The organism is Streptomyces sp. NPDC053432 (genome assembly GCF_055585365.1).
The window spans coordinates 33,817-58,742 of the sequence record NZ_JBVJKF010000008.1 but is presented as its reverse complement, the minus strand read 5'-3'; the positions used below and the strand labels follow the sequence as shown (position 1 = coordinate 58,742).

21 protein-coding genes are annotated in these 24,926 nt (G+C 72.1%); 11 read left to right on the top strand and 10 right to left on the bottom strand.

Annotation, left to right across the window (positions count from 1 at the left end):
* Nucleotides 1-515 precede the first annotated feature (515 nt).
* The 5 genes from ACZ6Y1_RS15475 to ACZ6Y1_RS15455 all read left to right on the top strand — a co-directional run bounded on the left by ACZ6Y1_RS15475 (nucleotide 516) and on the right by ACZ6Y1_RS15455 (nucleotide 5,297).
* Entirely contained in the window at nucleotides 516-1,313 is a 798-nt protein-coding gene (locus tag ACZ6Y1_RS15475) for a TraR/DksA family transcriptional regulator (protein ID WP_469628458.1), read from the top strand.
* A 121-nt stretch (nucleotides 1,314-1,434) separates the two neighbouring features.
* Nucleotides 1,435-1,995, top strand: coding sequence for a signal peptidase II (gene lspA, locus ACZ6Y1_RS15470; RefSeq protein WP_469628455.1), 561 nt, complete (start codon nucleotides 1,435-1,437; stop codon nucleotides 1,993-1,995).
* Nucleotides 1,996-2,012: 17 nt separating this feature from the next.
* Complete coding sequence (locus ACZ6Y1_RS15465; RefSeq protein WP_469628452.1) at nucleotides 2,013-2,954, top strand: RluA family pseudouridine synthase; 942 nt, start codon at nucleotides 2,013-2,015, stop codon at nucleotides 2,952-2,954.
* A 59-nt stretch (nucleotides 2,955-3,013) separates the two neighbouring features.
* On the top strand, nucleotides 3,014-3,436 hold the full coding sequence (locus tag ACZ6Y1_RS15460; protein ID WP_469629076.1) for a GNAT family N-acetyltransferase: 423 nt from the start codon (nucleotides 3,014-3,016) through the stop codon (nucleotides 3,434-3,436).
* Between the two features lie 268 nt (nucleotides 3,437-3,704).
* Entirely contained in the window at nucleotides 3,705-5,297 is a 1,593-nt protein-coding gene (locus ACZ6Y1_RS15455; protein WP_469628449.1) for a Na+/H+ antiporter, read from the top strand.
* Nucleotides 5,298-5,915: 618 nt separating this feature from the next.
* Here the strand turns inward: ACZ6Y1_RS15455 and ACZ6Y1_RS15450 are convergent.
* Nucleotides 5,916-6,953, bottom strand: coding sequence for a mechanosensitive ion channel family protein (locus ACZ6Y1_RS15450; RefSeq protein ID WP_469628446.1), 1,038 nt, complete (start codon nucleotides 6,951-6,953; stop codon nucleotides 5,916-5,918).
* A gap of 50 nt (nucleotides 6,954-7,003) precedes the next feature.
* On the opposite strand from ACZ6Y1_RS15450, the gene ACZ6Y1_RS15445 reads away from it, so the two are divergent.
* On the top strand, nucleotides 7,004-7,573 hold the full coding sequence (locus ACZ6Y1_RS15445) for a dienelactone hydrolase family protein (RefSeq protein ID WP_469628443.1): 570 nt from the start codon (nucleotides 7,004-7,006) through the stop codon (nucleotides 7,571-7,573).
* Nucleotides 7,574-7,648: 75 nt separating this feature from the next.
* Here ACZ6Y1_RS15445 and ACZ6Y1_RS15440 read toward each other — a convergent pair whose 3' ends face one another.
* The 5 genes from ACZ6Y1_RS15440 to ACZ6Y1_RS15420 form a co-directional block, all read right to left on the bottom strand.
* Complete coding sequence (locus ACZ6Y1_RS15440) at nucleotides 7,649-8,596, bottom strand: zinc metalloprotease (protein WP_469629071.1); 948 nt, start codon at nucleotides 8,594-8,596, stop codon at nucleotides 7,649-7,651.
* A gap of 264 nt (nucleotides 8,597-8,860) precedes the next feature.
* Nucleotides 8,861-10,522 carry an alkaline phosphatase D family protein gene (locus tag ACZ6Y1_RS15435; protein WP_469628440.1) on the bottom strand — a complete coding sequence of 554 codons (1,662 nt, stop codon included), beginning with the start codon at nucleotides 10,520-10,522 and terminating at the stop codon, nucleotides 8,861-8,863.
* A gap of 130 nt (nucleotides 10,523-10,652) precedes the next feature.
* Entirely contained in the window at nucleotides 10,653-11,447 is a 795-nt protein-coding gene (locus ACZ6Y1_RS15430) for a DsbA family protein (RefSeq protein WP_469628437.1), read from the bottom strand.
* A 51-nt stretch (nucleotides 11,448-11,498) separates the two neighbouring features.
* Nucleotides 11,499-12,188, bottom strand: a complete 690-nt coding sequence (locus tag ACZ6Y1_RS15425) for a hypothetical protein (RefSeq protein ID WP_469628434.1) — start codon at nucleotides 12,186-12,188, stop codon at nucleotides 11,499-11,501.
* A gap of 49 nt (nucleotides 12,189-12,237) precedes the next feature.
* A complete protein-coding gene (locus tag ACZ6Y1_RS15420; protein ID WP_469628431.1) occupies nucleotides 12,238-13,563 on the bottom strand; it encodes a DUF2252 domain-containing protein in 1,326 nt (441 codons plus the stop codon).
* Between the two features lie 169 nt (nucleotides 13,564-13,732).
* On the opposite strand from ACZ6Y1_RS15420, the gene dnaE reads away from it, so the two are divergent.
* Nucleotides 13,733-17,275 (top strand): DNA polymerase III subunit alpha, encoded by a 3,543-nt coding sequence (gene dnaE / locus ACZ6Y1_RS15415; RefSeq protein ID WP_469628428.1) that lies wholly within the window; start codon nucleotides 13,733-13,735, stop codon nucleotides 17,273-17,275.
* Between the two features lie 99 nt (nucleotides 17,276-17,374).
* Here dnaE and ACZ6Y1_RS15410 read toward each other — a convergent pair whose 3' ends face one another.
* The gene (locus tag ACZ6Y1_RS15410; protein WP_469628425.1) at nucleotides 17,375-17,536 is read right to left on the bottom strand and encodes a hypothetical protein; all 162 of its coding nucleotides are present in this window, start codon (nucleotides 17,534-17,536) and stop codon (nucleotides 17,375-17,377) included.
* Nucleotides 17,537-17,745: 209 nt separating this feature from the next.
* Here ACZ6Y1_RS15410 and ACZ6Y1_RS15405 point away from each other — a divergent pair, with 209 nt between their 5' ends.
* The 4 genes from ACZ6Y1_RS15405 to ACZ6Y1_RS15390 are packed head-to-tail and all read left to right on the top strand — an operon-like array spanning nucleotide 17,746 to nucleotide 21,706.
* Nucleotides 17,746-19,056 (top strand): NYN domain-containing protein, encoded by a 1,311-nt coding sequence (locus ACZ6Y1_RS15405; RefSeq protein ID WP_469628422.1) that lies wholly within the window; start codon nucleotides 17,746-17,748, stop codon nucleotides 19,054-19,056.
* 28 nt (nucleotides 19,057-19,084) lie between these two features.
* On the top strand, nucleotides 19,085-20,122 hold the full coding sequence (locus tag ACZ6Y1_RS15400) for an ABC transporter ATP-binding protein (RefSeq protein ID WP_469628419.1): 1,038 nt from the start codon (nucleotides 19,085-19,087) through the stop codon (nucleotides 20,120-20,122).
* A 53-nt stretch (nucleotides 20,123-20,175) separates the two neighbouring features.
* On the top strand, nucleotides 20,176-21,024 hold the full coding sequence (locus ACZ6Y1_RS15395) for an ABC transporter permease (protein WP_469629068.1): 849 nt from the start codon (nucleotides 20,176-20,178) through the stop codon (nucleotides 21,022-21,024).
* 43 nt (nucleotides 21,025-21,067) lie between these two features.
* Entirely contained in the window at nucleotides 21,068-21,706 is a 639-nt protein-coding gene (locus ACZ6Y1_RS15390; protein WP_469628416.1) for a hypothetical protein, read from the top strand.
* A gap of 260 nt (nucleotides 21,707-21,966) precedes the next feature.
* On the opposite strand, the gene ybaK is transcribed toward ACZ6Y1_RS15390, so the two are convergent.
* Genes ybaK through ACZ6Y1_RS15375 form a run of 3 tightly spaced genes read right to left on the bottom strand, consistent with a single transcriptional unit; the run spans nucleotide 21,967 to nucleotide 24,825 of the window.
* Entirely contained in the window at nucleotides 21,967-22,455 is a 489-nt protein-coding gene (ybaK, locus tag ACZ6Y1_RS15385) for a Cys-tRNA(Pro) deacylase (protein WP_469628413.1), read from the bottom strand.
* The gene (locus tag ACZ6Y1_RS15380; RefSeq protein WP_469628410.1) at nucleotides 22,455-23,192 is read right to left on the bottom strand and encodes an LON peptidase substrate-binding domain-containing protein; all 738 of its coding nucleotides are present in this window, start codon (nucleotides 23,190-23,192) and stop codon (nucleotides 22,455-22,457) included. The genes ybaK and ACZ6Y1_RS15380 overlap by 1 nt, the downstream gene beginning before the upstream one ends.
* Before the next feature lie 34 nt (nucleotides 23,193-23,226).
* Nucleotides 23,227-24,825 (bottom strand): oxidoreductase, encoded by a 1,599-nt coding sequence (locus tag ACZ6Y1_RS15375; RefSeq protein WP_469628406.1) that lies wholly within the window; start codon nucleotides 24,823-24,825, stop codon nucleotides 23,227-23,229.
* Between the last annotated feature and the right edge of the window lie 101 nt (nucleotides 24,826-24,926).

Sequence of the window (24,926 nt, the reverse complement as noted above, 5' to 3'; positions counted from 1 at the left end):
CACCCTCCTTGGCCTCCGGGCGCACCGGTGGCCCCCTCATTGGGGTGCGAAGCCGGTTCTACTGGCCCTGCGGGCTTTCTTCCGGCGGCTCCGGGGTGATCCTTCGCATCGCGCTCGCCCCCGGGCTCTCACCGTCCCCGGGTCGCTCCTGGCTGCGTCCGACGCTACTCGTCCCCATCCATGCCTCTCGCTGGGCCCAGTGTACGGGCCCGGGCGGTGGTCGGCAGACCGCTTTACGGGGGGCCGCGCGGGGGTTCGTACGGGCTGCCGTACGGGCCCGCCGTACGGGCTCCCGCAGGCGGCAGCCGGGGGCGCCGGGGGTGACCCGAACGGGCTGACGGGCCCGAAGGGATCCAGGTGGGGCGGGTGGGGCGGATTACGGGGGCCCCTGCTGGGCACAACGGATGCAGGTTGGCCTCGACGGAAGCGTGCCCCGTTGCCGCGGGACTGGAGTCGATTTATCGTTCCGGCACGATTCGCGAGCAAAGATCACAGTATGTGAAGGGGCCGCGGCCATGGTGGCGAAAAAGACCGCCGGGAGTACCGCCGGGAGTACTGCCAGGACGGCTGCCGCACCGGCTGCCGCCGGGGAGGAGCCGGCCAGGAAGGCCTCGGCGAAGAGCGCCGCGGACGGGAAGGCGCCGACCAGGAAGGCCGCTGCCGGGAAGACCGCCGCCAAGAGCACCACCAAGAAGGCCGTGGCGGCGAAGACGGCCTCCGCCGCCGATGACACGACCGCCGTGAAGACCACGCGCAAGGCACCGGCCAAGAAGGCCGGAGCCGAGGGGGCGGCGCAGGCCGCGAAGAAGACGGGAGTCCGGAAAGTGGTTGCCAAGAAGAGCACCGGCACGGCCAGGAAGACGGCCGCGGCCGCCACGAGCGGACTGCCCAAGGCGAGGGTGACGGTCACCGAACCGGGCGAGCTCGCCGTACGGCCGGGTGAGGACCCCTGGACCCCCCAGGAGGTCGAGGAGGCCCGCAGCGAGCTGATGACGGAGGTCCTGAGGCTGCGCGCGGAACTCGACGCCTCGGAGGTCGCCATCTCGGGCCTCATGCGGGACTCGGGCGACGGCGCCGGTGACGACCAGGCCGACACGGGCACCAAGAACATCACCCGGGAGTCCGAGCTGGCCCTCGCGGCGAACGCCACCTCGATGCTGGAGCAGACGGAGCGCGCCCTGGAGCGCATGGACGCCGGCACCTACGGGCTCTGCGAGAACTGCGGCAAGCCCATCGGCAAGGCGCGGATGCAGGCCTTCCCGCGGGCCACCCTGTGCGTGGACTGCAAGCAGAAGCAGGAACGGAGGCACTGACTCCGTGAGGGCCGGCGGGCGGCCGGGAAACGGGCGGGCGGTGGGAGGCCGGCCCGGCGGCGGCCTGACGTACCCTCGTGTCTGGTCAGCAAGCCGGTTCGAGCTAGTTCGAGGGACTCACGTGGCAGAGGCGGAGAGCATCATCGGTACGCCGGAGGTCGGGGACGATGCCCAGCCGGAGGCCGCGCAGCCCAAGGGGCGCCGGCGGATCGTCGCGCTGCTCGTCGTGGCGGTGCTCGCGTACCTGCTGGACCTCGGCAGCAAGATGGTGGTCGTGGCAAAGCTGGAGCACCAGCCGCCGATCGAGATCATCGGCGACCTGCTGAAGTTCGAGGCCGTCCGCAACGCGGGGGCCGCCTTCGGCTTCGGCGAGGCCTTCACGATCATCTTCACCTGCATCGCGGCCACCGTGATCGTGGTGATCGTCCGGCTGGCGCGCAAGCTCTACAGCCTGCCGTGGGCGATCGCGCTGGGCCTGCTGCTCGGCGGTGCGCTGGGCAATCTGACCGACCGGATCTTCCGCTCGCCGGGCGTCTTCCGGGGCGCCGTCGTCGACTTCATCGCCCCGGCCCACTTCGCCGTCTTCAACCTCGCGGACACGGCGATCGTGTGCGGCGGCATCCTGATCGTGCTGCTGTCGTTCAGGGGCCTGGACCCGGACGGCACCGTCCACAAGGACTGACAAGGCATACTCGACGGGTGAGTACCAATCCCGAGATCCGCACCCTGCCCGTTCCCGATGGCCTCGAAGGCGAGCGCGTCGACGCCGCCATTGCCCGTATGTTCGGGTTTTCCCGGACGAAGGCGGCCGAACTCGCGGCCGAGGGGAAGGTGGCGGTCGACGGAAGCGTCGTCGGGAAGTCCGAGCGCGTGCACGGCGGCGCCTGGCTCGAAGTCGAGATGCCCGCCCCGGCGCGCCCGGTCGAGGTCGTCGCCGAGCCGGTCCCCGGCATGGAGATCGTCCATGATGACGACGACATCGTCGTCATCATGAAGCCGGTGGGCGTCGCCGCCCACCCGAGCCCCGGCTGGACCGGCACCACGGTCATCGGCGGGCTCGCCGCCGCCGGCTACCGGATCTCGACCTCCGGCGCGTCCGAGCGCCAGGGCATCGTGCACCGCCTCGACGTCGGCACGTCCGGCCTGATGGCCGTCGCCAAGTCGGAGCGGGCGTACACCTCGCTGAAGAACCAGTTCCGCGAGCGGATCGTGGACAAGCGCTACCACGCGCTGGTGCAGGGCCACCCGGACCCGATGAGCGGCACCATCGACGCGCCGATCGGCCGGCACCCGAACGCGGACTACAAGTGGGCCGTGACCCAGGACGGCAAGGCCTCGGTCACCCACTACGACCTGATCGAGGCGTTCCGCGCGGCCTCGCTGCTCGACATCAAGCTGGAGACCGGGCGCACGCACCAGATCCGCGTGCACATGTCCGCGCACCGGCACCCCTGCGTCGGCGACCTGACGTACGGCGCCGACCCGACGGTGGCGAAGCGGCTGGGGCTGACCCGGCAGTGGCTGCACGCGGTGCGGCTCGGTTTCGAGCACCCGGCGGACGGCCAGTGGGTGGAGTTCGAGAGCAAGTACCCGGCGGACCTGCAGCACGCGCTGGACGTGATCCGGGCGGAGAGCGAGTGACGGCCTCCGCGGCCTCGGCCGCCGGCTTCGAGGTGCGGGTGGCCTCGGGGGAGGCCGACATGGCGGCGTGCTTCGCCGTGCGGACCGAGGTGTTCGTGATCGAGCAGTCCGTGCCGGAGTCGATCGAGTACGACGCGTACGACGCGGGCGCCGTGCACGTGCTGGCCGTGGGCCCGGACGGTGAGCCGCTGGGCACCGGGCGGCTGCTGCACGGGCCCGAGGCGCTGGCCAAGACCGGCTCGCCGGAGGTCGGCTCGCTCGGGCGGCTGGCCGTCGCCAAGTCCGCGCGCGGGCTGGGCGTGGGGGTGGCGCTGGTGCGGGCGATCGAGGCGGAGGCCGTCGCGCTGGGGCTGGCGGCGGTGGACCTGGGCGCGCAGACGCATGCGCTCGGCTTCTACGAGCGGCTCGGGTACGTGGCGTACGGGCCGGAGTTCCAGGACGCGGGCATTCCGCACCGTTCCATGCGGAAGCCGTTGCCGTAGCCGTACGGGTGCGGCGCCGCTGCCGGGGCGCTGCCCCGGACCCCGCGCCTCAAACGCCGGCGGGGCTGGAATCGCCCTGCGGGCAATCCAGCCCCGCCGGCGTTTGAGGCGCGGGCGCGAAGCGCCCGTACGGGGTCCGGGGCGCTGCCCCGGGGAACGGAGGAAGGGCGGGGCGGGGAGTGGCTCCGCGCAGCGGGACCCGGCCCCGCGGCCTGCGCATCGGCGGGGCTCAGGTGCCCGCGGCAGGCGGTGCGGCAGGGTTGGGGGGATGGATCAGCTTGCTCTGCTGTTCGTGCTGCTGCTCGGGGCCGTGGTCAGCGTGCCGCTCGGGGACCGGCTCGGGCTGCCCGCGCCCGTCCTGATGACCATCGGCGGAGCCGTCCTCGCGCTGGTGCCCGCCGTGCCCAACGTCGACATCCCGCCCGAGTACATCCTGCCGCTGCTGCTGCCGCCCCTGCTGTACGCCTCCGCGCAGCGCACCTCCTGGCGCCAGTTCGCCGCCAACGTGCGGCCCATCTTCCTGCTGGCCGTGGCCCTGGTGTTCGTGACGACCGCGGCCGTCGGCTTCGTCGCGCACGCCGTCGTGCCCGGCCTGCCGATCGCCGCCGCCATCGCGCTCGGCGCGCTCGTCGCGCCGCCCGACCCGGTCGCCGCCACCGCAGTGGCGGGGTCGCTCGGGCTGCCCCGCCGACTGGTGTCGATCCTGGAGGGCGAGGGGCTCTTCAACGACGTCACCGCCATCGTGCTCTACCACGTGGCCGTCGCCGCCGCCGTCAGCGGCAGTTTCTCCTGGCCCGACGCGCTCGGGGAGTTCGTGCTGTCGGCCGTCGTCGCCGTCGCCGTCGGGCTGGCGCTGGGGTGGGCCGCCAACCGGCTCATGGGGCGGCTCGGTGACGCCACGCTGCAGATCGGGCTGACGCTGCTCGTGCCGTTCGTCTCCTACGTGCTGGCCGAGGAACTGCGGGGTTCGGGGGTGCTGGCCGTGCTGACGACGGCCCTGTTCCTCGCGGAGTACGCGTCCGACGCCGACGACGTGCTGGGACGGCTGGCCGGGCACACCTTCTGGGAAGTCGTCGACATGCTGGTCACCGGGGTGGCGTTCGGGCTGATCGGGCTGGAGCTGCACAACGTCTTCGCCGCGCCGGCGGGCCGCCCGTGGGAGCTGGTCGGGTGGGCCGCGGCCGTCGTCGGGGTGGTCGTCGTCGTACGGCTGCTGTGGCTGCTGCCGGCCGCCTGGCTCGCCAAGCGGCTGCACTCGCTGCGCGACCTCGACGAGGAGATCCCGCTGAGCTGGCGGGAGAGCGTCGTGATGTGGTGGGCCGGGATGCGCGGGGTGGCCTCGGTGGCGCTCGCGCTGGCGATCCCGTTCACGACGGATGCCGGTGACCCCTTTCCGGCGCGGGACGAGATCGTCTTCATCGCCTTCGCGGTGATCATGACGACCCTCGTGTGCCAGGGGCTCACCCTGCCCTGGCTGGTGCGGCGGCTGGGGGTGGAGGCCGACGCCGACGCCGAGGCGGAGACCCAGCGGAAGCTCGCGATCCGCGCCGCGAAGGCCGCGAAGCGCCGGCTGAAGGAGATCGAGGAGAGCGAGGAACTGCCGGAGGACCTGGTCGAACTGCTGCAGCGGCGCGCGTACGACGTGGGGGCCAGGATCAGCCCCGACATGGTCGACGAGGAGCGGCGGGAGGCGTACGCGAAGCGGGTCGAGCGGCTCCGGGACATCCAGCGGATCCAGCGCGAGATGATGTCGGCCGCCCGGCACGAAGTGCTGTCCGCGCGCAGCGAGCCCGGCGCCGATCCGGAGATCGTCGACCGGGTCCTGCGGCACCTGGACGTACGGAGTCTGCGCAGCCCTTAGGAGCGGCGCTGCCGGGGCTCGGCCCCGCCCCGCGCCTCAACCGCAGGCGGGGCTGGATCTTCAGCCCGTCCGCGCTTGCCGCGGGGCCCCGATTCAGCCTCGCCGGCGTTTGAGGCGCGGGCCTGGGCGTGCCCTATCCAGCCTCGTCGGCGTTTGAGGTCCGGGCCTGGGCGAACCCAGATCCAGCCTCGCCGGCGTTTGAGGCGCGGGGTCTGGGGCGGAGCCCCAGGGAACGGTGGAAGGGCGGGTAGGGGACCAGCCCCGCGCAGCGGCACCCCGGCCCGGCCCGCCAGGCAAGGGCCGCCGGGGCCGGGCGCGCGCCGGGGTACCTCCTCGGGCGTCGAACCTGCAGAGGCAGCGGACATGTGGCGACGTGGTTGCGTTCGACGCCCTGCGGGGGCACCCCGCCACACACCCGGCCCCGGCGGCGCGGGGGTGGCAGGAGGCCGGTCAGCCGGGCACTCGCGTTCGACGCCCTGCGGGGGCACCCCGCCGCACACCCGGCCCCGACGGCGCGGGGGCGGCAGCGGGGCCGACCCCGCGGCAGCCGTGCACGACGCCCTGGGGGGCACCCGGTGCGCGCCCGATCCCGGCGGCGCGGGGGGTGCACCTGGTGGGTCAGAGGGTCGGGTCGGGTGGGGACAGGCGGGGGAGGGCGTCGGGGTGGTGGGTGGACAGCCAGGCGACCAGGTGTTCGCGGATCGTGCAGCGCAGCGTCCAGACGTCGGAGGCGTCCTTCGCGGTGGCCGTCGCCCGGACCTGGATGGTGTGCGGTGTGGTGTCCGTCACCACCAGGGCCCACGCCCGCCCGTCCCACTCCGGGATGCCGGGCAGCAGCTGCTCCAGGTGGTCCCGCAGCAGCGGGACCGGCGCGCTGTGGTCCAGGTGCAGGTAGACCGTCCCGGTCATCTCCGCGCCGCCGCGGGACCAGTTCTCGTACGGCTTGCTCGTGAAGTACGACACAGGCATCGTGATGCGGCGTTCGTCCCAGGTGCGGACGGTGAGGAAGGTCAGCGTGATCTCCTCGACCGTGCCCCATTCCTTGTCGACCACCACCGTGTCCCCGATCCGCACGGTGTCGCCGAAGGCGATCTGGAGTCCGGCGAAGAGGTTGCCCAGCGATGACTGGGCCGCGATGCCCGCGACGATGCCGAGGACGCCCGCCGAGGCCAGCACCGAGGCGCCGATGCCCCGCATCTGGGGGAAGGTCAGCAGCATGCTCGCGACGGCGACCACGATCACCACCGCGCTGACCACCCGGTGGATCAGCGTGACCTGGGTGCGGACCCGGCGGACCCGGGCCTCGTCCGCGGCGGTCGCGGCGTAGCGCGCGTACACCGAGTCGACGGCGGCCGTCGCGATGCGGACCGCCAGCCAGGCCACCGAGGCGATCAGCACCAGGTTGAGGACGCTGCCGAGGGCGAAGGCGTGGTCGGGAAGGATCCCGGCCTGCCGGTACGCGGCCCTGAGCAGCGAGGTGCAGAGCACCACCTGGAAGGGCAGCCGGCAGTGGCGCAGCAGACCCCAGAGCGGGGTCTCGGGGTGGCGGGCGGCCAGCCGGCGGAGCACCAGGTCGGCGGCCCAGCCCGCGATCAGGGTGACCGCCAGCGAGCCGCCGAGGACCGCCACGGGACGCAGAACGCTCTCGATCTCCATGGGGGAGAACGTATCGGGAAGGCGCCCGGGCGAACTGGCACGATGGGGGCATGAACATCATGCTTTTCCACTCGACGTACGGGCTGCGGCCCGCGGTGCACGCGGCGGCCGACCGGCTGCGCGCGGCCGGGCACCAGGTCCAGGTGCCGGACCTCTTCGAGGGGCGCACCTTCGAGACCGTCGAGGAGGGCATGGCCCACCGGGACGAGATCGGCCGGGACGAGCTGCTCAAGCGCGCGGTGCTGGCCTCCGCGCCCCACTCCGACGAGGGCCTGGTGTACGCGGGCTTCTCCTTCGGGGGTTCCGTCGCCCAGCACCTGGCGATGGCCGACGAGAAGGCGCGCGGCCTGCTGCTCCTGCACGGGACGGCGGATCTGGAGGAGGACGCCTCGGTCGACGAGCTGCCCGTCCAGCTGCACATCGCGGACCCGGATCCCTTCGAGCCGCACGACTGGCTGACGGCCTGGTACCTGCGGATGCAGCGGGCCGGGGCCGACGTGGAGGTCCACAGCTACCCGGGCGCCGGGCACCTGTTCACCGACCCGGGGCTGGACGACTACGACGCCGAGGCCGCCGAGCAGACATGGAAGGTCGCCCTGGCGTTCCTGGATTCCCTGTAGGAGCGGGAAAAGGGGTGCGGGGCACGGCCGGCGTTCGCCGGTCCGTGCCCCGCACCCGTCTTCACGCGGCGGGGGTCAGCCCGCGCGGTAGGCGGTCCAGCTGCTGCTCATGCGGGCCACCTGACCAGCGGTGAACTGGTACATGCAGGAGTCGTACGTGTAGTCCATGAAGTTGTGGATCGGGTCCGCGCCGGGCTTGCTGGCGCAGCTGTCACGGCCGGTCGGGCACTCGTAGGCGGCGCTCTTCTCGGCCGGGGTGTCGGAGACGTAGTCGCCGTTGCCGTTACAGCCGCCCTGGAAGGTGTGGTAGAGGCCCATCCAGTGGCCGACCTCGTGGGTCGCGGTGTCACCCTCGTTGTAGTTGGTCGCGGAGCCGCCCGGCAGCGAGGTGTCGAGCACGACCACGCCGTCCATGTTGGGGGCGGAGTTGTAGGAGCTCGGGAAGGTCGCCCAGCCGAGCAGTCCGCCGCCGAGGTTGGCGGTGTAGAAGTTCAGCGCGCCGGCGCCGCCCTTGCGCAGGGTGGTCTTCATGTCCTTCTCGGCCTGGGAGCCGGAGGTCAGGTTGTACCAGGTGGCGTTGTCCGTGTAGTCGGTGCCCGCCAGGGTGAACTGGAAGTTCGTGTTCACGTTCCCGGTGCCCTGGCCGCCGTAGGCGGCGTTGAGGACCGAGAGCTGGTTGTTGATCTGGGTGGACGTCAGCTTTCCGGTGGTGCCGGAGTGCACCACGTGGAAGTACACCGGGATGCTCGTGACGGCCTCGGCGCCGGCCAGGCCGCGCTGGGGCTGGTTCTTCAGGGCCTTGTCGAGCTTCGCCTTGAGGTCGGCGTCCATGGCCTTGGCCTGCGCGTCGGTGAGCTCGTTGGGCTCGGCCGCGTGCTCCTCCTTGGGGCGGGCGGTACGGGCGTTGGCGGCCGCGCCGGATTCCTGGGCGCACGCCTCGGCGGGGGTCTTGGCGGCGGCCAGGGTGGTGGGGGCGGCGAGCGGGGTGAACGCCAGGGTTCCGGCCAGCACCGCCGTGCCCATCAGGCGGCGGCGAAGAAGGGGGGATATGCGGGCGACAGCGCGCACGTGTGCTCCTCGCGTGGGGGGTTTTGGCGTGAAGACGATCTCTCCACGTTGGCGGGAAGCTTATGTGTTCATGACATGCAGGGGTCAAGAGTCCTACGTAAAAGATTTGTTGCTTGTCATGACGGAGGGGCGCCTGGTCTGCACCAGGCGCCCCTCTGTGGCGCAAAATTGACGGTCAGTCAGTTATTTTGTCCGGAAAGTCTGTGGAACCGGCCGGGGTCAGCGGACCGGCTGCCACACCCGCTCGACCTTCTGCGTCCCGTTCAGCGTCCGGTACGAGCGCTCCCACGCGGAGGTGGCGTCCTTGCGCCGCTTGTCCGAAACGACGTAGTAGTCCATCTGCGAGCGCTCGGCCGTCACGTCGAGGACGCCGTAGCCGTGGGAGTCCATGTCCAGCCACTTCACGTGCCAGTTGGCGGCCTTGATGGCCGCTTCCGCGACCAGCGAGGCGGTGTCCGCCGGCACGTGCAGGATGTCGTCGATGTTGTCCGAGGTCACCGAGGTGACGACGAACTCCGTGGCGGCCGTGCCCGAACCCGGGTACGTGGCCATGTTCACCGGCACCTCGTTCGCCCACGCCATGTGGATGTCGCCGGTCAGGAACACCGTGTTCTTGATGTTCCGGTCCCTCAGGTGGCCCAGCAGCTCCTTGCGGTCGTCCGTGTACCCGTCCCACTGGTCCACGTTGACCGCTATGCCACCCTCGGGCAGGCCGAGCAGCTTCGTCAGGGGCCCCAGCAGGTGCGCGGGCAGCGAGGCGAAGGCCACCGGCGAGATCATCACCGAGGTGCCGACCAGCTTCCAGGTCGCGTTCGAACCCGCGAGACCCGCCTTGAGCCAGTCCAGCTGGGCGCGCCCGGTGATGGTGCGATCCGGGTCGTCCACCGCACCGTTGCCGACCTTGGCCTGCTGCGAGCGGAACGAGCGCAGGTCGAGCAGGTGCAGGTCCGCGAGGGTGCCGAAGCGGAGCCGCCGGTAGACGGTGCCGGCGATGGAGGCGCGTACCGGCATCCACTCGAAGTAGGCCTGCTTGGCGGCGGCCGCGCGGGCCGCCCACTCGCCCTCGGCGCCGGGCGTGTGGTTCTCGGCGCCGCCCGACCAGGCGTCGTTGGCGAACTCGTGGTCGTCCCAGATGGCGACGATCGGGTGCGCGTGGTGCAGGGCCTGGAGGTCGGCGTCCGTCTTGTAGTTGCCGTGCCGGGTGCGGTAGTCGGCGAGCGAGAGGATCTCGTGCTCGGGCTCGTGCCGGCGCACGACGTACTTCGCCTCCGGGTAGCCCCCGCTCTGGTACTCGTAGATGTAGTCGCCCAGGTGCAGGATGGCGTCCAGGTCGGTACGGGCGGCCAGGTGGCGGTACGCGGAGAAGTAGCCGGACTCCCAGTTGGCGCAGGAGACCACGCCGAAGCGGACCCCGGCCGTGGTGACGTCGTGTCCTGGCGTGGTCCGGGTGCGGCCGACGGGGGAGACGGCGCTGCCGGCGGTGAACCGGTACCAGTACGCGGTCTGCGGCTGGAGCCCGCGCACGTCCACCTTGACCGTGTGGTCGGTGTCGGCGCTCGTGGTGGCCGTGCCGCCGGCGACGACCCGGGAGAAGGCCTTGTCCGTGGCCACCTCCCAGCTCACGGAGGTGGCCGGGCCGAGCCCGGAGCCGGGCACGGCCTCGGGGGTCGGGGTGACGCGGGTCCACAGCAGGACCCCGTCGGGCAGCGGGTCGCCGGAGGCGACGCCGTGCAGGAACGCCGGTGCGCTCGCGGCGGCGTGGGCCGGGGCGGCGCCCAGGGAGGTCAGGGGGGCCAGCGCGGCCGTGGCCGCGGCGGCGAGGACGACCGTCCGGCGGCGGGGGGCCGTCGAGGTGTCGGAAGAGTTGAGATGACTGGTCACGGACGATCACATTACTGGCGGGTACAGCCGACGGAACAGGCGCGAAAACGCAACGAGCGGGCGAACTCTGGTGGTCCGCCCGCCCGTTGACCCGGCCTGTCCGGAAATGATCCTCCGGAACGGCCGGGGCTCAGCCCTGCAGGGCCTTGTCGATCGCCGCCGTGAACTGCTCCGCGGTCTGCGGCGTCTCGATCTTCTTGCCGTCCATCTTCAGCGTCGGCGTGCCCTGGACACCGCTCTTGTCGAAGACCTTGGACATCTCGATCGCCCAGCGGTTGTAAGTGCCGTCCTCGACGGCCTTCTTGAACTCGGCGTTGCCCTTGAGCGCCGGGACCTGGTCCGCGACCTTCAGCAGGTAGTCGTCCTTGGAGAACTTGTCGTCCTTCTCCTCGGGGTGGTTCTCCGCCGAGTACAGGGCCGACTTGTACTCCAGGAACGCCTCGGGGCTGACGTTCAGGGCCGCGCCCAGCGCGCTCAGCGCGTTCTTCGCGCCGGAACCGCCGAAGCCCTTGTCCAGGAAGGTGGCGCCGATGAACTGGATCTTGTACTTGCCCGCGTCGACGTCCTTCTTGATCTGCGCGCCGGAGGTCTGCTCGAACTGCGCGCAGACGGGGCAGCGCGCGTCCTCGTAGAGCTCCAGGGTCTTCTTGGCGTCGGCCTTGCCGATGACGACGGTCGTGCCGTTGTCCCCGGTGGTGTTCTTCGGAGCGACCAGCGCCGCGTCGGCGGCCTTGTCCCACTCCGAGGGCTGGTTGGCCTTGACGACCATGTAACCGATGCCGCCGGCCAGGGCCAGGGCGGCGACGACCGCACCCGCCACGATCACCTGGCGGCGCGCCTTGTCCTTCTTGAGCTGCTTCTCGCGCTCGATGCGCAGCCGCTCGCGGGCCGCCGCCTTGTTCGCCTGGCTGTTGCGTGCACTCATCGTGATCTCCGTGGGGTGTGACATGGGAAGGGGTGGACTGCCGTACGTGCCTCAGGCGCGCGCGAGCGCGCCGGACACGGGAGGTCCCCGCCGTCCCACGGAGTGCGCGGGGAACCGCGTACGGGACGCCGCGCCGGGAAGGGCCGGCCGGGCCGGCCGCGGCTTCGGCCCGGCGGCCGCCGTCTCCCCGGCCGCCGCCAGCAGCAGCGGCCGGAACGCGAAGGCGGCCACCGCCCGCAGCAGCCGGCCCAGCGCCCGCTCGCCCCGGTGCAGCCAGGCGGCGGCCAGCAGCCCGACCGAGACGTGCGCCCCGAGCAGCAGCCAGGGGGCCCACGGCCCGGGCGACGCGAGGAGCGCGGCCGGATCGGCGGCGGGCCCGGTCACCGCGGTCAGCGGCCCGCCCACCGGGGCGCCCCCGCACAGCGCGTCCAGGCCCAGCGCGCGCAGCGGGCCCGCGACCGGGCCGCCCGCGGGGCCGTAGCAGACGTGCTGCCCGGAGGTGAAGACGGTGTCGGCGGCCAGCTCCAGCGGCACGAGCAGCCCGGCGATGGAGCCGAAGCCGCGCTCGCGCCCGGCGAGCGCGTAGGCGATCGCGAACACGGCGGCGAAGGCCCCGCCGACCGGTGCGGGCGGCAGCGGGACCCTGGACATGAGGACGTGCGAGCCGGCCGAGAGCAGCACGACGAGCGCGCTGAACAGCGCGGCCCGCAGCCCCCGGAGTCTCACCCCTGATATGTCCATCGCCGCGAGTCTGTCACGTGAGTCTGTGAAAGCGGGCCACAGGTCGGGCCTACGGCGTGATGCGGCCGTTGCGGAAGAGGTCCACGAAGATCTGGTGGTCCGAGCGCGCCCGGGCCCCGTAGGCGTGGGCGAAGTCGACCAGCAGCTCCGCGAAGCCCTCCTCGTCGGCGGCGATCGCCGCGTCGATGGCCCGCTCGGTGGAGAAGGGCACCAGGGACTGGCCGCTCTCCGCCTCGTCGGCCGAGGCGTGCATGGTGGCCGTGGCCCGGCCGAGGTCCGCGACCACCGCCGCGATCTCCTCCGGGTCGTCCAGATCGGACCAGTCCAGGTCCACCGCGTACGGGGAGACCTCCGCGACCAGCTGTCCGGCGCCGTCCAGCTCCGTCCAGCCCAGCCACGGGTCGGCGTGCGCCTGCAGGGCGCGCTGCGAGATCACCGTGCGGTGGCCCTCGTGGCGGAAGTACTCCCGCACCGCCCGGTCCGTGATGTGCCGCGACACCGCCGGGGTCTGCGCCTGCTTGAGGTAGATCACGACGTCGTTCTCCAGGGCGTCGCTGTGCCCCTCCAGCAGGATGTTGTAGGAGGGCAGGCCGGCCGAGCCGATGCCCACGCCCCGGCGGCCCACCACGTCCTTGACCCGGTAGGAGTCCGGGCGCACGAGGGACTCCTCCGGCAGGGTCTCCAGGTACCCGTCGAAGGCGGCCAGCACCTTGTAGCGGGTGGCCGCGTCCAGCTCGACGGCCCCGCCGCCCTCGCTGAAGCGGCGCTCGTGGTCGCGGATCTCGGTCATCGAGTCCAGCAGGGAGAAGCGGGTCCGGGAGCGGGCGTCGCGCAGGGCGCCCAGCAGGGGGCCCTCGGCGGTGTCCAGGGTGAAGGAGGGGACTTCCTCGTACTTCGCGCCCGCGGCCAGCTGGTGGATGCGCTCCCGGTAGGCGACCGCGTAGGTCCGCACCAGGGAGCTGATCTGCTCGTCGCTGAGCGCCTTGGTGTAGCCGATCAGGGCGACGGAGGCGGCGAAGCGCTTGAGGTCCCAGGTGAAGGGGCCGACGTAGGCCTCGTCGAAGTCGTTGACGTTGAAGACCAGCCGGCCGTTGGAGTCCATGTAGGTGCCGAAGTTCTCGGCGTGGAGATCACCGTGGATCCAGACCCGGCCCGTGCGGTCGTCGACGTAGGGTCCGCCGTGCCGCTCCCGCTCCAGATCGGAGTAGAAGAGACAGGCCGTGCCCCGGTAGAAGGCGAAGGCGGAGGCCGCCATCTTGCGGAATTTGACCTGGAAGGCGGCGGGGTCGGCGGCGAGCAGCTCACCGAAGGCGGTGTCGAACACATCCAGTATCTGCTCGGCGCGCTGCTCGTCGGTCGTCTCGGGAACCGCCATGGCGGATGCCTCCTGGTGCACGGGGTGGTACGGGTTCTGACCGACTGGACGTCGGACACGTGTTCCTGGTTCTGCAACGCCCGACCGTATCTCTCCGTGCCCCGGAAGTGTCACTCGTGGGACGTAGGATTCATAGCTGCCGCCCCTCTCTCCCCCGGAGGCCCACACCGTGTCCAAGACGCCGTTCACGCACCTGCACGTCCACACCCAGTACTCGCTGCTGGACGGTGCCGCACGGCTGAAGGACATGTTCGCGGCCTGCAACGAGATGGGCATGACGCACATCGCCATGTCCGACCACGGCAACCTGCACGGGGCGTACGACTTCTTCCATTCCGCCCAGAAGGCCGGAATCACCCCGATCATCGGGATCGAGGCGTATGTCGCGCCCGAGTCCCGGCGCAACAAGCGGCGCATCCAGTGGGGCCAGCCGCACCAGAAGCGGGACGACGTCTCCGGTTCCGGCGGTTACACGCACAAGACGATCTGGGCGGCGAACGCCACCGGGCTGCACAACCTCTTCCGGCTGTCCTCCGACGCGTACAAGGAGGGCTGGCTCACGAAGTGGCCGCGCATGGACAAGGAGACCATCTCCCAGTGGTCGGAGGGCCTGATCGCCTCCACCGGCTGCCCCTCCGGCGAGCTCCAGACGCGTCTGCGCCTCGGCCAGTTCGACGAGGCCCTGAAGTCGGCCTCCGAGTACCAGGACATCTTCGGCAAGGACCGCTACTTCCTGGAGCTGATGGACCACGGCATCGAGATCGAGCGCCGGGTCCGCGACGGCCTGCTGGAGATCGGCAAGAAGCTCGGCATCCCGCCGCTGGTGACGAACGACTCGCACTACACCTACGCGAGCGAGGCCGGCGCCCACGACGCCCTCCTTTGCATCCAGACCGGCAAGAACCTCTCGGACCCCGACCGCTTCCGCTTCGACGGCTCCGGCTACTACCTGAAGTCCACGGAGGAGATGTACGCCATCGACTCCTCGGACGCCTGGCAGGAGGGCTGCGCCAACACGAAGCTGGTCGCGGACCAGATCGACACCGAGGGCATGTTCAAGTTCCGGAACCTGATGCCGAAGTTCGACATCCCGGAGGGCTACACCGAGGTCACCTGGTTCCGCGAGGAGACCATGCGGGGCATGCACCGCCGTTTCCCCGACGGCATCCCCGAGGACCGCATGAAGCAGGTCGAGTACGAGATGGACACGATCATCTCGATGGGCTTCCCGGGCTACTTCCTCGTGGTCGCCGACTTCATCATGTGGGCCAAGAACCAGGGCATCGCGGTCGGCCCCGGCCGGGGCTCCGCGGCCGGCTCGATCGTCGCCTACGCCATGGGCATCACCGACCTCGACCCCATCCCGCACGGCCTGATCTTCGAGCGCTTCCTGAACCCCGAGCGCGTCTCCATGCCCGACGTCGACATCGACTTCGACGAGCGCAGGCGCGTCGAGGTGATCAGGTACGTGACGGAGAAGTACGGCGAGGACAAGGTCGCCATGATCGGCACCTACGGCACCATCAAGGCCAAGAACGCGATCAAGGACTCGGCGCGCGTCCTCGGCTACCCGTACGCCATGGGCGACCGCCTCACCAAGGCCATGCCCGCCGACGTCCTCGGCAAGGGCATCCCGCTCTCCGGCATTCTCGACCCCTCGCACCCGCGCTACAGCGAGGCCGGCGAGATCCGCAGCATGTACGAGAACGAGCCGGACGTGAAGAAGGTCATCGACACCGCCCGCGGTGTGGAGGGCCTGGTCCGCCAGATGGGCGTGCACGCCGCCGGCGTGATCATGTCCAGCGAGAAGATCACCGACCACGTGCCCGTCTGGGTGCGGCACACCGACGGCGTCACCATCACCCAGTGGGACTACCCGAGCTGCGAGTCGCTCGGCCTGCTGAAGATGGACTTCCTCGGCCTGCGCAACCTCACGATCATGGACGACGCCGTCAAGATGGTGAAGGCCAACAAGGGGATCGACATCGACCTCCTGGCCCTCCCGCTCGACGACCCCAAGACCTTCGAACTGCTCCAGCGCGGTGACACCCTCGGCGTCTTCCAGTTCGACGGCGGGCCCATGCGCTCCCTGCTGCGCCTGATGAAGCCCGACAACTTCGAAGACATCTCCGCGGTGTCCGCGCTCTACCGCCCGGGCCCGATGGGCATGAACTCGCACACGAACTACGCCCTGCGCAAGAACAAGCAGCAGGAGATCACCCCGATCCACCCCGAGCTGGAGAAGCCGCTCGAAGAGGTCCTCGCGGTCACCTACGGCCTGATCGTCTACCAGGAGCAGGTGCAGAAGGCCGCGCAGATCATCGCCGGCTACTCGCTCGGCGAGGCCGACATCCTGCGCCGCGTGATGGGCAAGAAGAAGCCCGAGGAACTCGCGAAGAACTTCACGATCTTCCAGGAGGGCGCCCGGAAGAACGGCTACTCCGACCAGGCGATCCAGGCCCTCTGGGACGTCCTGGTCCCCTTCGCCGGCTACGCCTTCAACAAGGCCCACTCGGCCGCCTACGGCCTCGTCTCCTACTGGACCGCCTACCTCAAGGCGAACTACCCCGCCGAGTACATGGCCGGCCTGCTCACCTCGGTCAAGGACGACAAGGACAAGTCCGCGATCTACCTGAACGAGTGCCGGCGCATGGGCATCAAGGTCCTCCCGCCGAACGTGAACGAGTCGGAGTCCAACTTCGCCGCCCAGGGCGACGACGTGATCCTCTTCGGCCTCACCGCCGTCCGCAACGTCGGACAGAACGTCGTCGACTCGATCATCAAGACGAGGAAGTCGAAGGGGAAGTACTCCTCCTTCCCCGACTTCCTGGACAAGGTCGAGGCCGTCGTCTGCAACAAGCGCACCATCGAGTCGCTGATCAAGGCGGGCGCCTACGACGAGATGGGCCACACCCGCAAGGGCCTGGTCGCCCACCACGAATCGATGATCGACAACGTGGTCGCGGTCAAGCGCAAGGAGGCCGAGGGCCAGTTCGACCTGTTCGGCGGAATGGGTGACGAGGACGGCGGCGACGAGCCCGGCTTCGGGCTCGACGTGGAGTTCTCCGACGTCGAGTGGGAGAAGTCCTACCTGCTCGCCCAGGAACGCGAGATGCTCGGCCTCTACGTCTCCGACCACCCGCTCTTCGGCCTGGAGCACGTCCTCTCCGACAAGACCGACGCCGGCATCTCCCAGCTCACCGGCGGCGAGCACGCGGACGGCGCCGTCGTCACCATCGGCGGCATCATCTCCGGCCTCCAGCGCAAGATGACCAAGCAGGGCAACGCCTGGGCCATCGCCACCGTCGAGGACCTGGCCGGCTCCATCGAGTGCATGTTCTTCCCCGCGACCTACCAGCTCGTCTCCACCCAGCTGGTCGAGGACACCGTCGTCTTCGTCAAGGGCCGCCTCGACAAGCGCGAGGACGTCCCGCGCCTCGTCGCCATGGAGATGATGGTCCCCGACCTCTCCTCCGCCGGCACCAACGCACCCGTCGTCCTCACCATCCCGACCGTCAAGGTCACCCCGCCGATGGTGACCCGTCTGGGGGAGATCCTGCGCCACCACAAGGGCAACACCGAGGTACGGATCAAGCTCCAGGGGCCCCGCACCACCACCGTGCTGCGCCTGGACCGGCACCGCGTCCAGCCCGACCCCGCCCTCTTCGGCGACCTCAAGGTGCTGCTCGGACCGTCCTGCCTGGCCGGATGAGACCGTAACCGCACACACGCGAGGGCCTGCCCGGTACACCGGGCAGGCCCTTTCCGTCACTGAGCGCGCCGAACGCGCCGCGCGCGCGTCAGCGGCGCGTCAGTTGTGGCCGAACTTCTTCTGCTTGCTCTTGTGGGCCATGTCCATCGGACTCGGCGACGGATGTACCGACTCGCCGGATTCCATGGAGCTCTTCGACGGGTCCTGCGAAGAGCGGGCCTGCTGCTTCGACGGCTGCTTCTGGTTCTTGTTCTTGGCCATGGGGGGAGCCTCCGTGAGGGTCTAGGGGCCAGGACCGCCTTCACACTCACACAGCGCCAGAAACCGCGCATTTTGGATCATTACTGCGCGTAGCCGGTAGAACCAAAACTTCCGCCACGCCGATGATCGAGTTCCGGCCGTCAACACCCTTGCGGTCGGGCAGACTCGGGGGACCCGCCGAAGAACTCAGAGGAATCCCCAGGGAAGAGGTGGAACGCGTGGACCGCTGCGTCGTCCTGGTGGACGCCGGCTACCTGCTGGGCGCCGCCGCGAGCCTTCTCGCAGGGGAGCCCTCGCGCTCCCGCATCACCGTCGACCACACCGCCCTCATCCAGGGGCTGCGCGAACGCGCCGAGGCCGACACCGAGCAGCCCCTGCTGCGCATCTACTGGTTCGACGGCGCACCCGACCGGGTGCCGCAGCCCGAGCACCGGCGGCTGCGCGTCATGCCCCGCGTGACCGTCCGGCTGGGTGCCCTGACCCGCAGCGACGGCCGCTGGGCGCAGAAGGGCGTCGACGCGGCCATGCACGCGGAACTCACCGAACTCGCCCGCAACCGGGCCTGCTCCGACGTGGTCCTCGTCACCGGCGACGGAGACCTGCTGCCCGGCCTGATGTCCGCCAAGGAACACGGCGTCGCCGTCCACCTGTGGGCCGTACAGGCCGCCGACGGGGACTACAACCAGTCCGAGGACCTCGTGGCCGAGGCCGACGAACGCCGCGTCCTCGACCGGGCCTGGATCACCCGCGCCGTCCGCGCCAAGGACCTCGCCGGGCTCTGCGCCCCGCCGACCGCCCCGCGCCCCGACATCGCCGCCATCCTCTCCGCCCCGCTGCCCGAGGCCGCCCTCGCCGAAGCCGCCCGCAACGGCGCCGACGCCGGGGACGAGGAGGCCGAGGGGGTACCCGTACCGGCGCCCGCCACCGGCGGCAAGACCGTACCCACGCCCAAGGACCTCGCCGGCGCCCTGCGGGCACCCGGCCAGCAGACCGGACCGCCCCCCGTGCCGGCCGGGCACCCCGGCGTCCAGCCCGCCGGGAGCGCCCTGCGCTGGTCCTCCGACAAGGGCTGGATCGACCGCGCCGGACCCCTCGGCGAACCCGCCGAGACCGCCTCGCTGCCCACCCTCGCCCAGCTCACCAGCGCCGAACAGCGCTGGGCGGACCGCGAGGAGGACATCACCACCGTCGGCGGCGACCCGTTCGAGGTCGGGCAGGTCTTCGCCCGGCGCTGGATGGAACGGCTCCCCGAGCAGGTGCACCTGCAGAAGCTCGCCACCATGTACCCGCGGATCCCGCACCGCATCGACGGCGAGCTGCTGCGCTACGCCGCCCGGTTCGGGCTGCTGGCGCACAAGGACGACCAGATCGACGAGCACGACCGCTACGCCATCCGCGCCGGGTTCTGGCGGGAGATCGACGTGCGCGCCGCCGCCGAGCACGTGGTCGCCGTACCCGCCGCGGGCCCGGTGGGACTCTCCCTGGGACCCGCGGGCACGGCGACCCCGGCGGCCGAGTAGGGCCGGAAGCCGCGTAGGCTGCTCCCTCGTGAGTACGGGCACGGCGCAACACCAGAGCAGTACGGCGGCAGCCGCGGGAGGGCCCGCCGACGTCGTCTGCGCGGTACGCGACCTGGTCAAGACGTACCCCGCGGTACGCGGCCGGCGCGGCGCCCCCGCCCTGCCCGAGACCCGCGCCAACGACGGGATCTCCCTGGACGTGCGGCGCGGCGAGGTCTTCGGCCTGCTCGGCCCCAACGGCGCCGGCAAGTCCACCCTGGTCCGCCAGCTGACCGGCCTGATGCGCCCCGACGCGGGCAGCGTCAGCCTCCTCGGGCACGACCTCGTACGCCACCCCGAGCGGGCGGCGCGGCTGCTCGCCTACCTGGGGCAGGAGTCCACCGCCCTCGACGAGCTCACGGTGGCCCTGGCCGCCGAGACCACCGGACGGCTGCGCGGACTGCCGCTCCGGGCGGCCCGGGCCGCCCGCGACGAGGTCCTGGAGGAGCTCGGACTGACCGCGATCGCCGGCCGGCCCCTGAAGAAGCTCTCCGGCGGCCAGCGGCGCCTCGCCTGCTTCGCCGCCGCACTGGTGGGGGAGCGGCCGGTGCTCGTCCTGGACGAACCCACCACCGGCATGGACCCCGTGGCCCGGCGGGCCGTCTGGACGGCCGTCGACCGGCGGCGCGCGCAGCACGGCGCGACGGTCCTGCTGGTCACCCACAACGTCATCGAGGCCGAGACCGTCCTCGACCGGGTCGCCGTCATCGACCAGGGCAAGGTCATCGCCTGCGACTCCCCGGCCGGACTGAAGGCCACCGTCTCGGGCGAGGTCCGGCTCGAACTGGTGTGGCGCGAATCGGCTCCGCTGGGCGTGCCGGAGGTCGCGGCGCTGCGCGAGCTCGCCACGGAGTCGGGGCGGCGCTGGGTGCTGCGGCTGGGCCCCGACGCGGCGCGGGCCGCGGTCGCGGCCGTGACCGGCGGCCCGGCCTTCGCCTCGCTGGACGACTTCACACTGGCCACGCCGAGCCTGGAGGACGTGTACCTCGCGCTCGGCGGCAAGACGAAAGGGCTGGTGAAGCAGTGAGCGACAGTCCGGCAGGCACTGCCACGCCGACCGAAGCCGGCCCGACCGGGGCCGTGCCGACCGGGACGGCACCGACCGGCGTCGCGCCGACCGCGCCGGCCACGCCGACCGGGGCCGTCCCGCACTCCGCCGCCCGGCAGGCGGCCGCGGCGCCGCTCGCGACCCCGGCCCGGCTGTTGCCGGCGCTGGCCGCGGTGTACCGCGCCCAGCTCTCCCGGGCCCGCGTGGCACGGATCCCGCTGCTCTTCGTGGCCACCTTCCAGTCCGTCGGCATCATGATCCTGATGCGGGGCGTGGTGGACGGCGGCTCGGAGGCCCGGGCCGTCGTGGCCGGCTCCTCGGTGCTCGTCGTCGCCTTCGTCGCGCTGAACCTGCTCGCGCAGTACTTCGGGCAGCTGCGGGCGGGCGGCGGGCTCGACCACTACGCCACCCTGCCGGTGCCGCCCGCGTCGGTGGTGCTGGGCGCGGCCGCCGCGTACGCCTCCTTCACGCTGCCGGGGACGCTGGTCACGGCGGTCCTGGGATGCGTGCTGTTCGGGCTGCCGATGGGCGGGCTGTGGATCCTGCTGGCGGTGGTGCCGCTCGCCGGGGCCGCGCTCGCCGGGCTCGGCGCGGCGCTGGGGCTGCTGGCACCGCGGCAGGAGCTGGCCACGCTGGCCGGGCAGCTCGGCATGTCGGCGGCGCTGCTGCTCGGCGTGCTGCCGCCCGAGCGGATGCCGGAGCCGATCGCGTGGGCGCGGGACCTGCTGCCGTCCACGTACGGGGTCGAGGCGTTCGCCCGCACCTTCGCGCCCGCGCCGGACTGGGCCGCCGTCGCCGTCGACCTGGGGGTGTGCGCGGCCGTGGGCGTCCTCTCGCTGGCCGTCGCCACCTGGGCGTACCGGCGGGCCGCGGTCCGCTGACGCCGGTGGCGCCGGTGCCGGGCACACCTGGCACGATGTGGGGGTGACCGAAGCCGTGACCCCTCCGTCCCCCGCCGACCCGCCGCCGCCCCCGCCCGAGAAGCGGGGCGCCGGGGTGGGCATCACCCCGGCCGACGTCCGCGACGGGGCCGCCGTGGCCCTGGCGGTCGGTGTGGCCGGCGTGCTCCTCGCCCTGCTGTGGGCGTGGCTGGCGCCGCGGGTGCAGTACGTCTCCAACGGGGAGGCCGTGTTCCTGCGCAACAGCGAGAGCGAGGGGCGGATAGGGACCGACGGGACGTTCTTCCTGCTGGCGGCCGGACTGGGCGCGCTGAGCGGCGCCGGCACGTTCCTGTGGCGGCGGGCTGGCGGCGTGCCGCTCGTCATCGGGCTTGCGGTGGGGTCGCTCTTCGCGGGGCTGGTGGGATGGCGGCTGGGCCTCGTGCTCGGGCCGACGTCGAACCTCGTCGCCGCGGCGCGGGCGGCGGGCAAGGGGGTGCCGTTCGACGCGCCGCTGCAGTTGCTGGCGCACGGGGTGCTGCTGGCCTGGCCGATGGCGGCGGTGCTGGTGCACCTGGGCCTCACGGCCCTGTGGACCCCCCGGGACGACCCGGACCCGTCCCCGGAGTGGTCCGTCTACCCGCCGCCGCACGTCCACGCGGAACCGAAGCCACCGATCGCCTGACGGCGCGCCTCGGGGTCGCCTGCGGCTCAACCCTCGGGGCTCCGCCCCGGACCCCGCTCCTCAAACGCCGGAGGGGCTGGATTTCGCTCCTGCCGTCCGCCGGGGGCGGGCGAATTCAGCCCCGCCGGCGTTTGAGGCGCCGCCGGAGGCAAAACAGCCCCTCCGGCGTTTGAGGAGCGGGGGTTCGGGGGCCGGCCCCCGACAGCGGCGCTGCAGACGGGTACGGGCGGGGCCCGGCAGAACCAGTGGCGCCCCGCAGGCTACGGGCGGGCCACCGGGGCGAGGGTGGCGGCCGTGAGGGTGGCGAGGGCCGTGGGGGAGAGCTCGACCTCCAGGCCGCGGCGGCCCGCCGAGACGCAGATCGTGGCGTGGAGCGAGGCAGAGGCGTCCAGGACCGTGCGCAGACGCCGCCGCTGCCCCAGCGGGGAGATGCCGCCCCGCACATACCCGGTGGTCCGCTCCGCCAGCGCCGGATCCGCCATCGCCGCCCGCTTCCCGCCCACCGCCGCCGCCAGCGCCTTTAGGTCCAGGGAGCCCGACACCGGGACCACCGCCACCGTCAGGGCGCCGTCCACGTCCGCGACCAGCGTCTTGAAGACACGGTCCGGGGAGACGCCCATGGCCTGCGCGGCCTCCTCGCCGTACGAAGGGTGCGCCGGGTCGTGCTCGTAGGAGTGCGTGGTGAAGGACACCCCGGCCGCCGTGAGGGCGACGATCGCCGGGGTGCCCGCGGGCTTCTTCTTCGCCATCAGTTCGGGCTCGTCGGCGAGCGGGTCAGGTCCACCGCCGGCAGCGAGGGGAGGTGGCGGATCACCGCGGTCTCCGTGCGCAGGAGTTTCAGCTCCTCCGCCAGGCGGGTCGCCGTGTCGGGGGCCTGGAGCAGGCGCTGCTTCGCCGGGATGTCCAGCACCGCCGCCGCTGCCACCAGGTAGGACACCACCGACGGCTCGTCGGGGAGTTCCGCGCCCGTCAGGGACCGCTCGCGCGCCCCGGCCAGCCGCTTCTGGTAGGTGCGGAAGGCCCGCAGCACCCCCTCGGCCAGCGCGCCCGCGCCGTCCCCGGCGTCCTCCGGGAGCTCCTCCAGCTCCGCCGTCAGGAACGGGCCCGACGCGTCCACCGACAGCAGGCGCACGCGGGTCGTACCCGTCGCCAGGACCTCGAAGCTGCCGTCCTCCCGCTCCCGGATCGTCGCCGCGTCCGCGATGCAGCCCACCCGGTGGAAGGCCTGGATCGGATCCGAGCCGAAGCCCGCGGCCGGGCCGCGCTCGGGGACGGACGTCTGGTCCGGCAGGCCGGGCGCGGTCGGGGCCACCTCCCGGCCGTCCCGGATCGCCACGACGGCGAACCGGCGCGGTTCGTCCGAGCTCCCCTTCAGCAACTCGCGCATCATGGCGCGATAACGCTCCTCGAAGACGTTCAGCGGGAGGACGAGTCCCGGGAACAGCACCGAGTTCAGCGGGAAGAGGGGCAGGCGAACGGTGGTCACGAGGCACAGGGTAATGGCCGCGGGGCGGGACCCGTCACCCCCGCCTCAGCAGGCGGGAGGCCCCCGCCGCCACCGTCGTGGCCAGGATCCACCCCAGCAGGATGAGGACCGTGGCCCCCCACTGCCAGCCGCCCGTCACCATCCACTGGTCCTGCTGGCCCAGGTCGATCACCGGGAGCAGCAGGTCCAGGGCGTACAGGGCGGCGTCCCACTGCGGGTGCTCGTCCGCCTTGATCGGCGGCGGGTGCAGCTGCGAGAACAGCAGCGTCCCCGCCGCCCACAGCACCGCCATCCACAGCGCGGCCCGGCCCGGGCGATAGCCGTAGACCACCGTCCAGTCCTGGAGGTACCCCCACGCCTTCTGCCCCGCCGGCAGCGTGGCCCGGCGCCGTCGCTGCTTGGCCAGCAGCACCTCGCGGGCGTCCGCGTCCTCGCCGCCCGCCCGCAGCACCGCCGCCAGCCGCTCGTACGGCTCCGGCGAGTACTCGGGCGTGGCCGCCTCCAGCCACTCCAGCCGGCGCGGGAGCGGGAAGTGGCCCCGGGGCGCGAGGTTCTCGTAGACGAAGCCCTCGATCGACACGCCGCCCGGGCCCGGCCAGCTCGTCGAGGTGTCCACCAGCTTGACCACCTTGGCCCCCGAGACCACGACCCGCCCGCGCTCCGGCCGCTCCCCGACGAAACGGAACTCGGGCGTCTGGATCCGCCGCAGCGACAGCTCCTGATCGGCGGCGAGCACGAACCGCGCCCCGTAGAAGTCGACGGCGTCGCCGAAACGGCCGTCGTCCAGCCGCAGGCCGCCCCGGCACTCGAAGCGCTGCGCCCGCCTGCCGCGCACCGGCGTCGCCCCCAGCCCGTACGGGGGAGTGGAGGAGACCGCCCCCGTGGCGTAGTCCATGGAGATCGAGGTCAGGTACAGGGTGCGCTCGACGGTCAACTGCGGCGCGTTCAGCGCGTACCGGCCGTTCGGGTTGTGGAGCCGGGCGCCGCGCATGTTCATCGACACGCCGACCTTCGCGCCGCGCAGGCTCATCTCCCCGTACGTCTGGAGCAGCTCGCCCTGGAAGTCCTGCGCGACGGACATCCCGTCGGCCGTGATCGCCCTCCCCTTGGCGTCGCGCTGCACCACCGCCTGGCTGATCAGCAGGTCCGTGCCGATCTGCGCGTCGGTCAGCCGGATCCCGCGCGCCACCCGGCAGCGCGGCAGGTGCAGGTCGCCCTCCGTGTGCAGCCGCGCCGCCTCCAGCCGCGGTATCGCGCAGTTGACCAGGCGCAGCGTGCCGAGCCGGGCCTCGGACAGCTGGATCTCGCTGTCGAAGCGGCAGGACTGGAGCTCCACGTACGGGCCGACCACCCCACCGGACAGATCCAGCCGCCCCGCGATCCGCACCCCGCGCAGCTTCAGCGAGGCCACCCGGCCCGGCACCGGCGGCGGCCCGTGGAGCAGCAGCAGGGCCACCACCTGGGCGCGGACGCTGCGCTCCGGGCCCCACACGTGGTCGGCGTGCGGGTCGTCCCGGGCGGCGGCGGCGCGCTCGCTCAGATCGCACACGCTGCCCGTGCGGAACGCCTCCCACATGCGCTGTTCCGCGGCGGAAAGATCCGCCGGCGCGTCGACCGCGCGTGCCTCGGTCATGGCGGCCCCCCTCCGCTGGTACGACGTGTGGATCAACGCTATCGGGGGCTGTGACGTCCGGGGCGTGTATCAGCCAGTGATACGGGCGAACGGTGGATCGA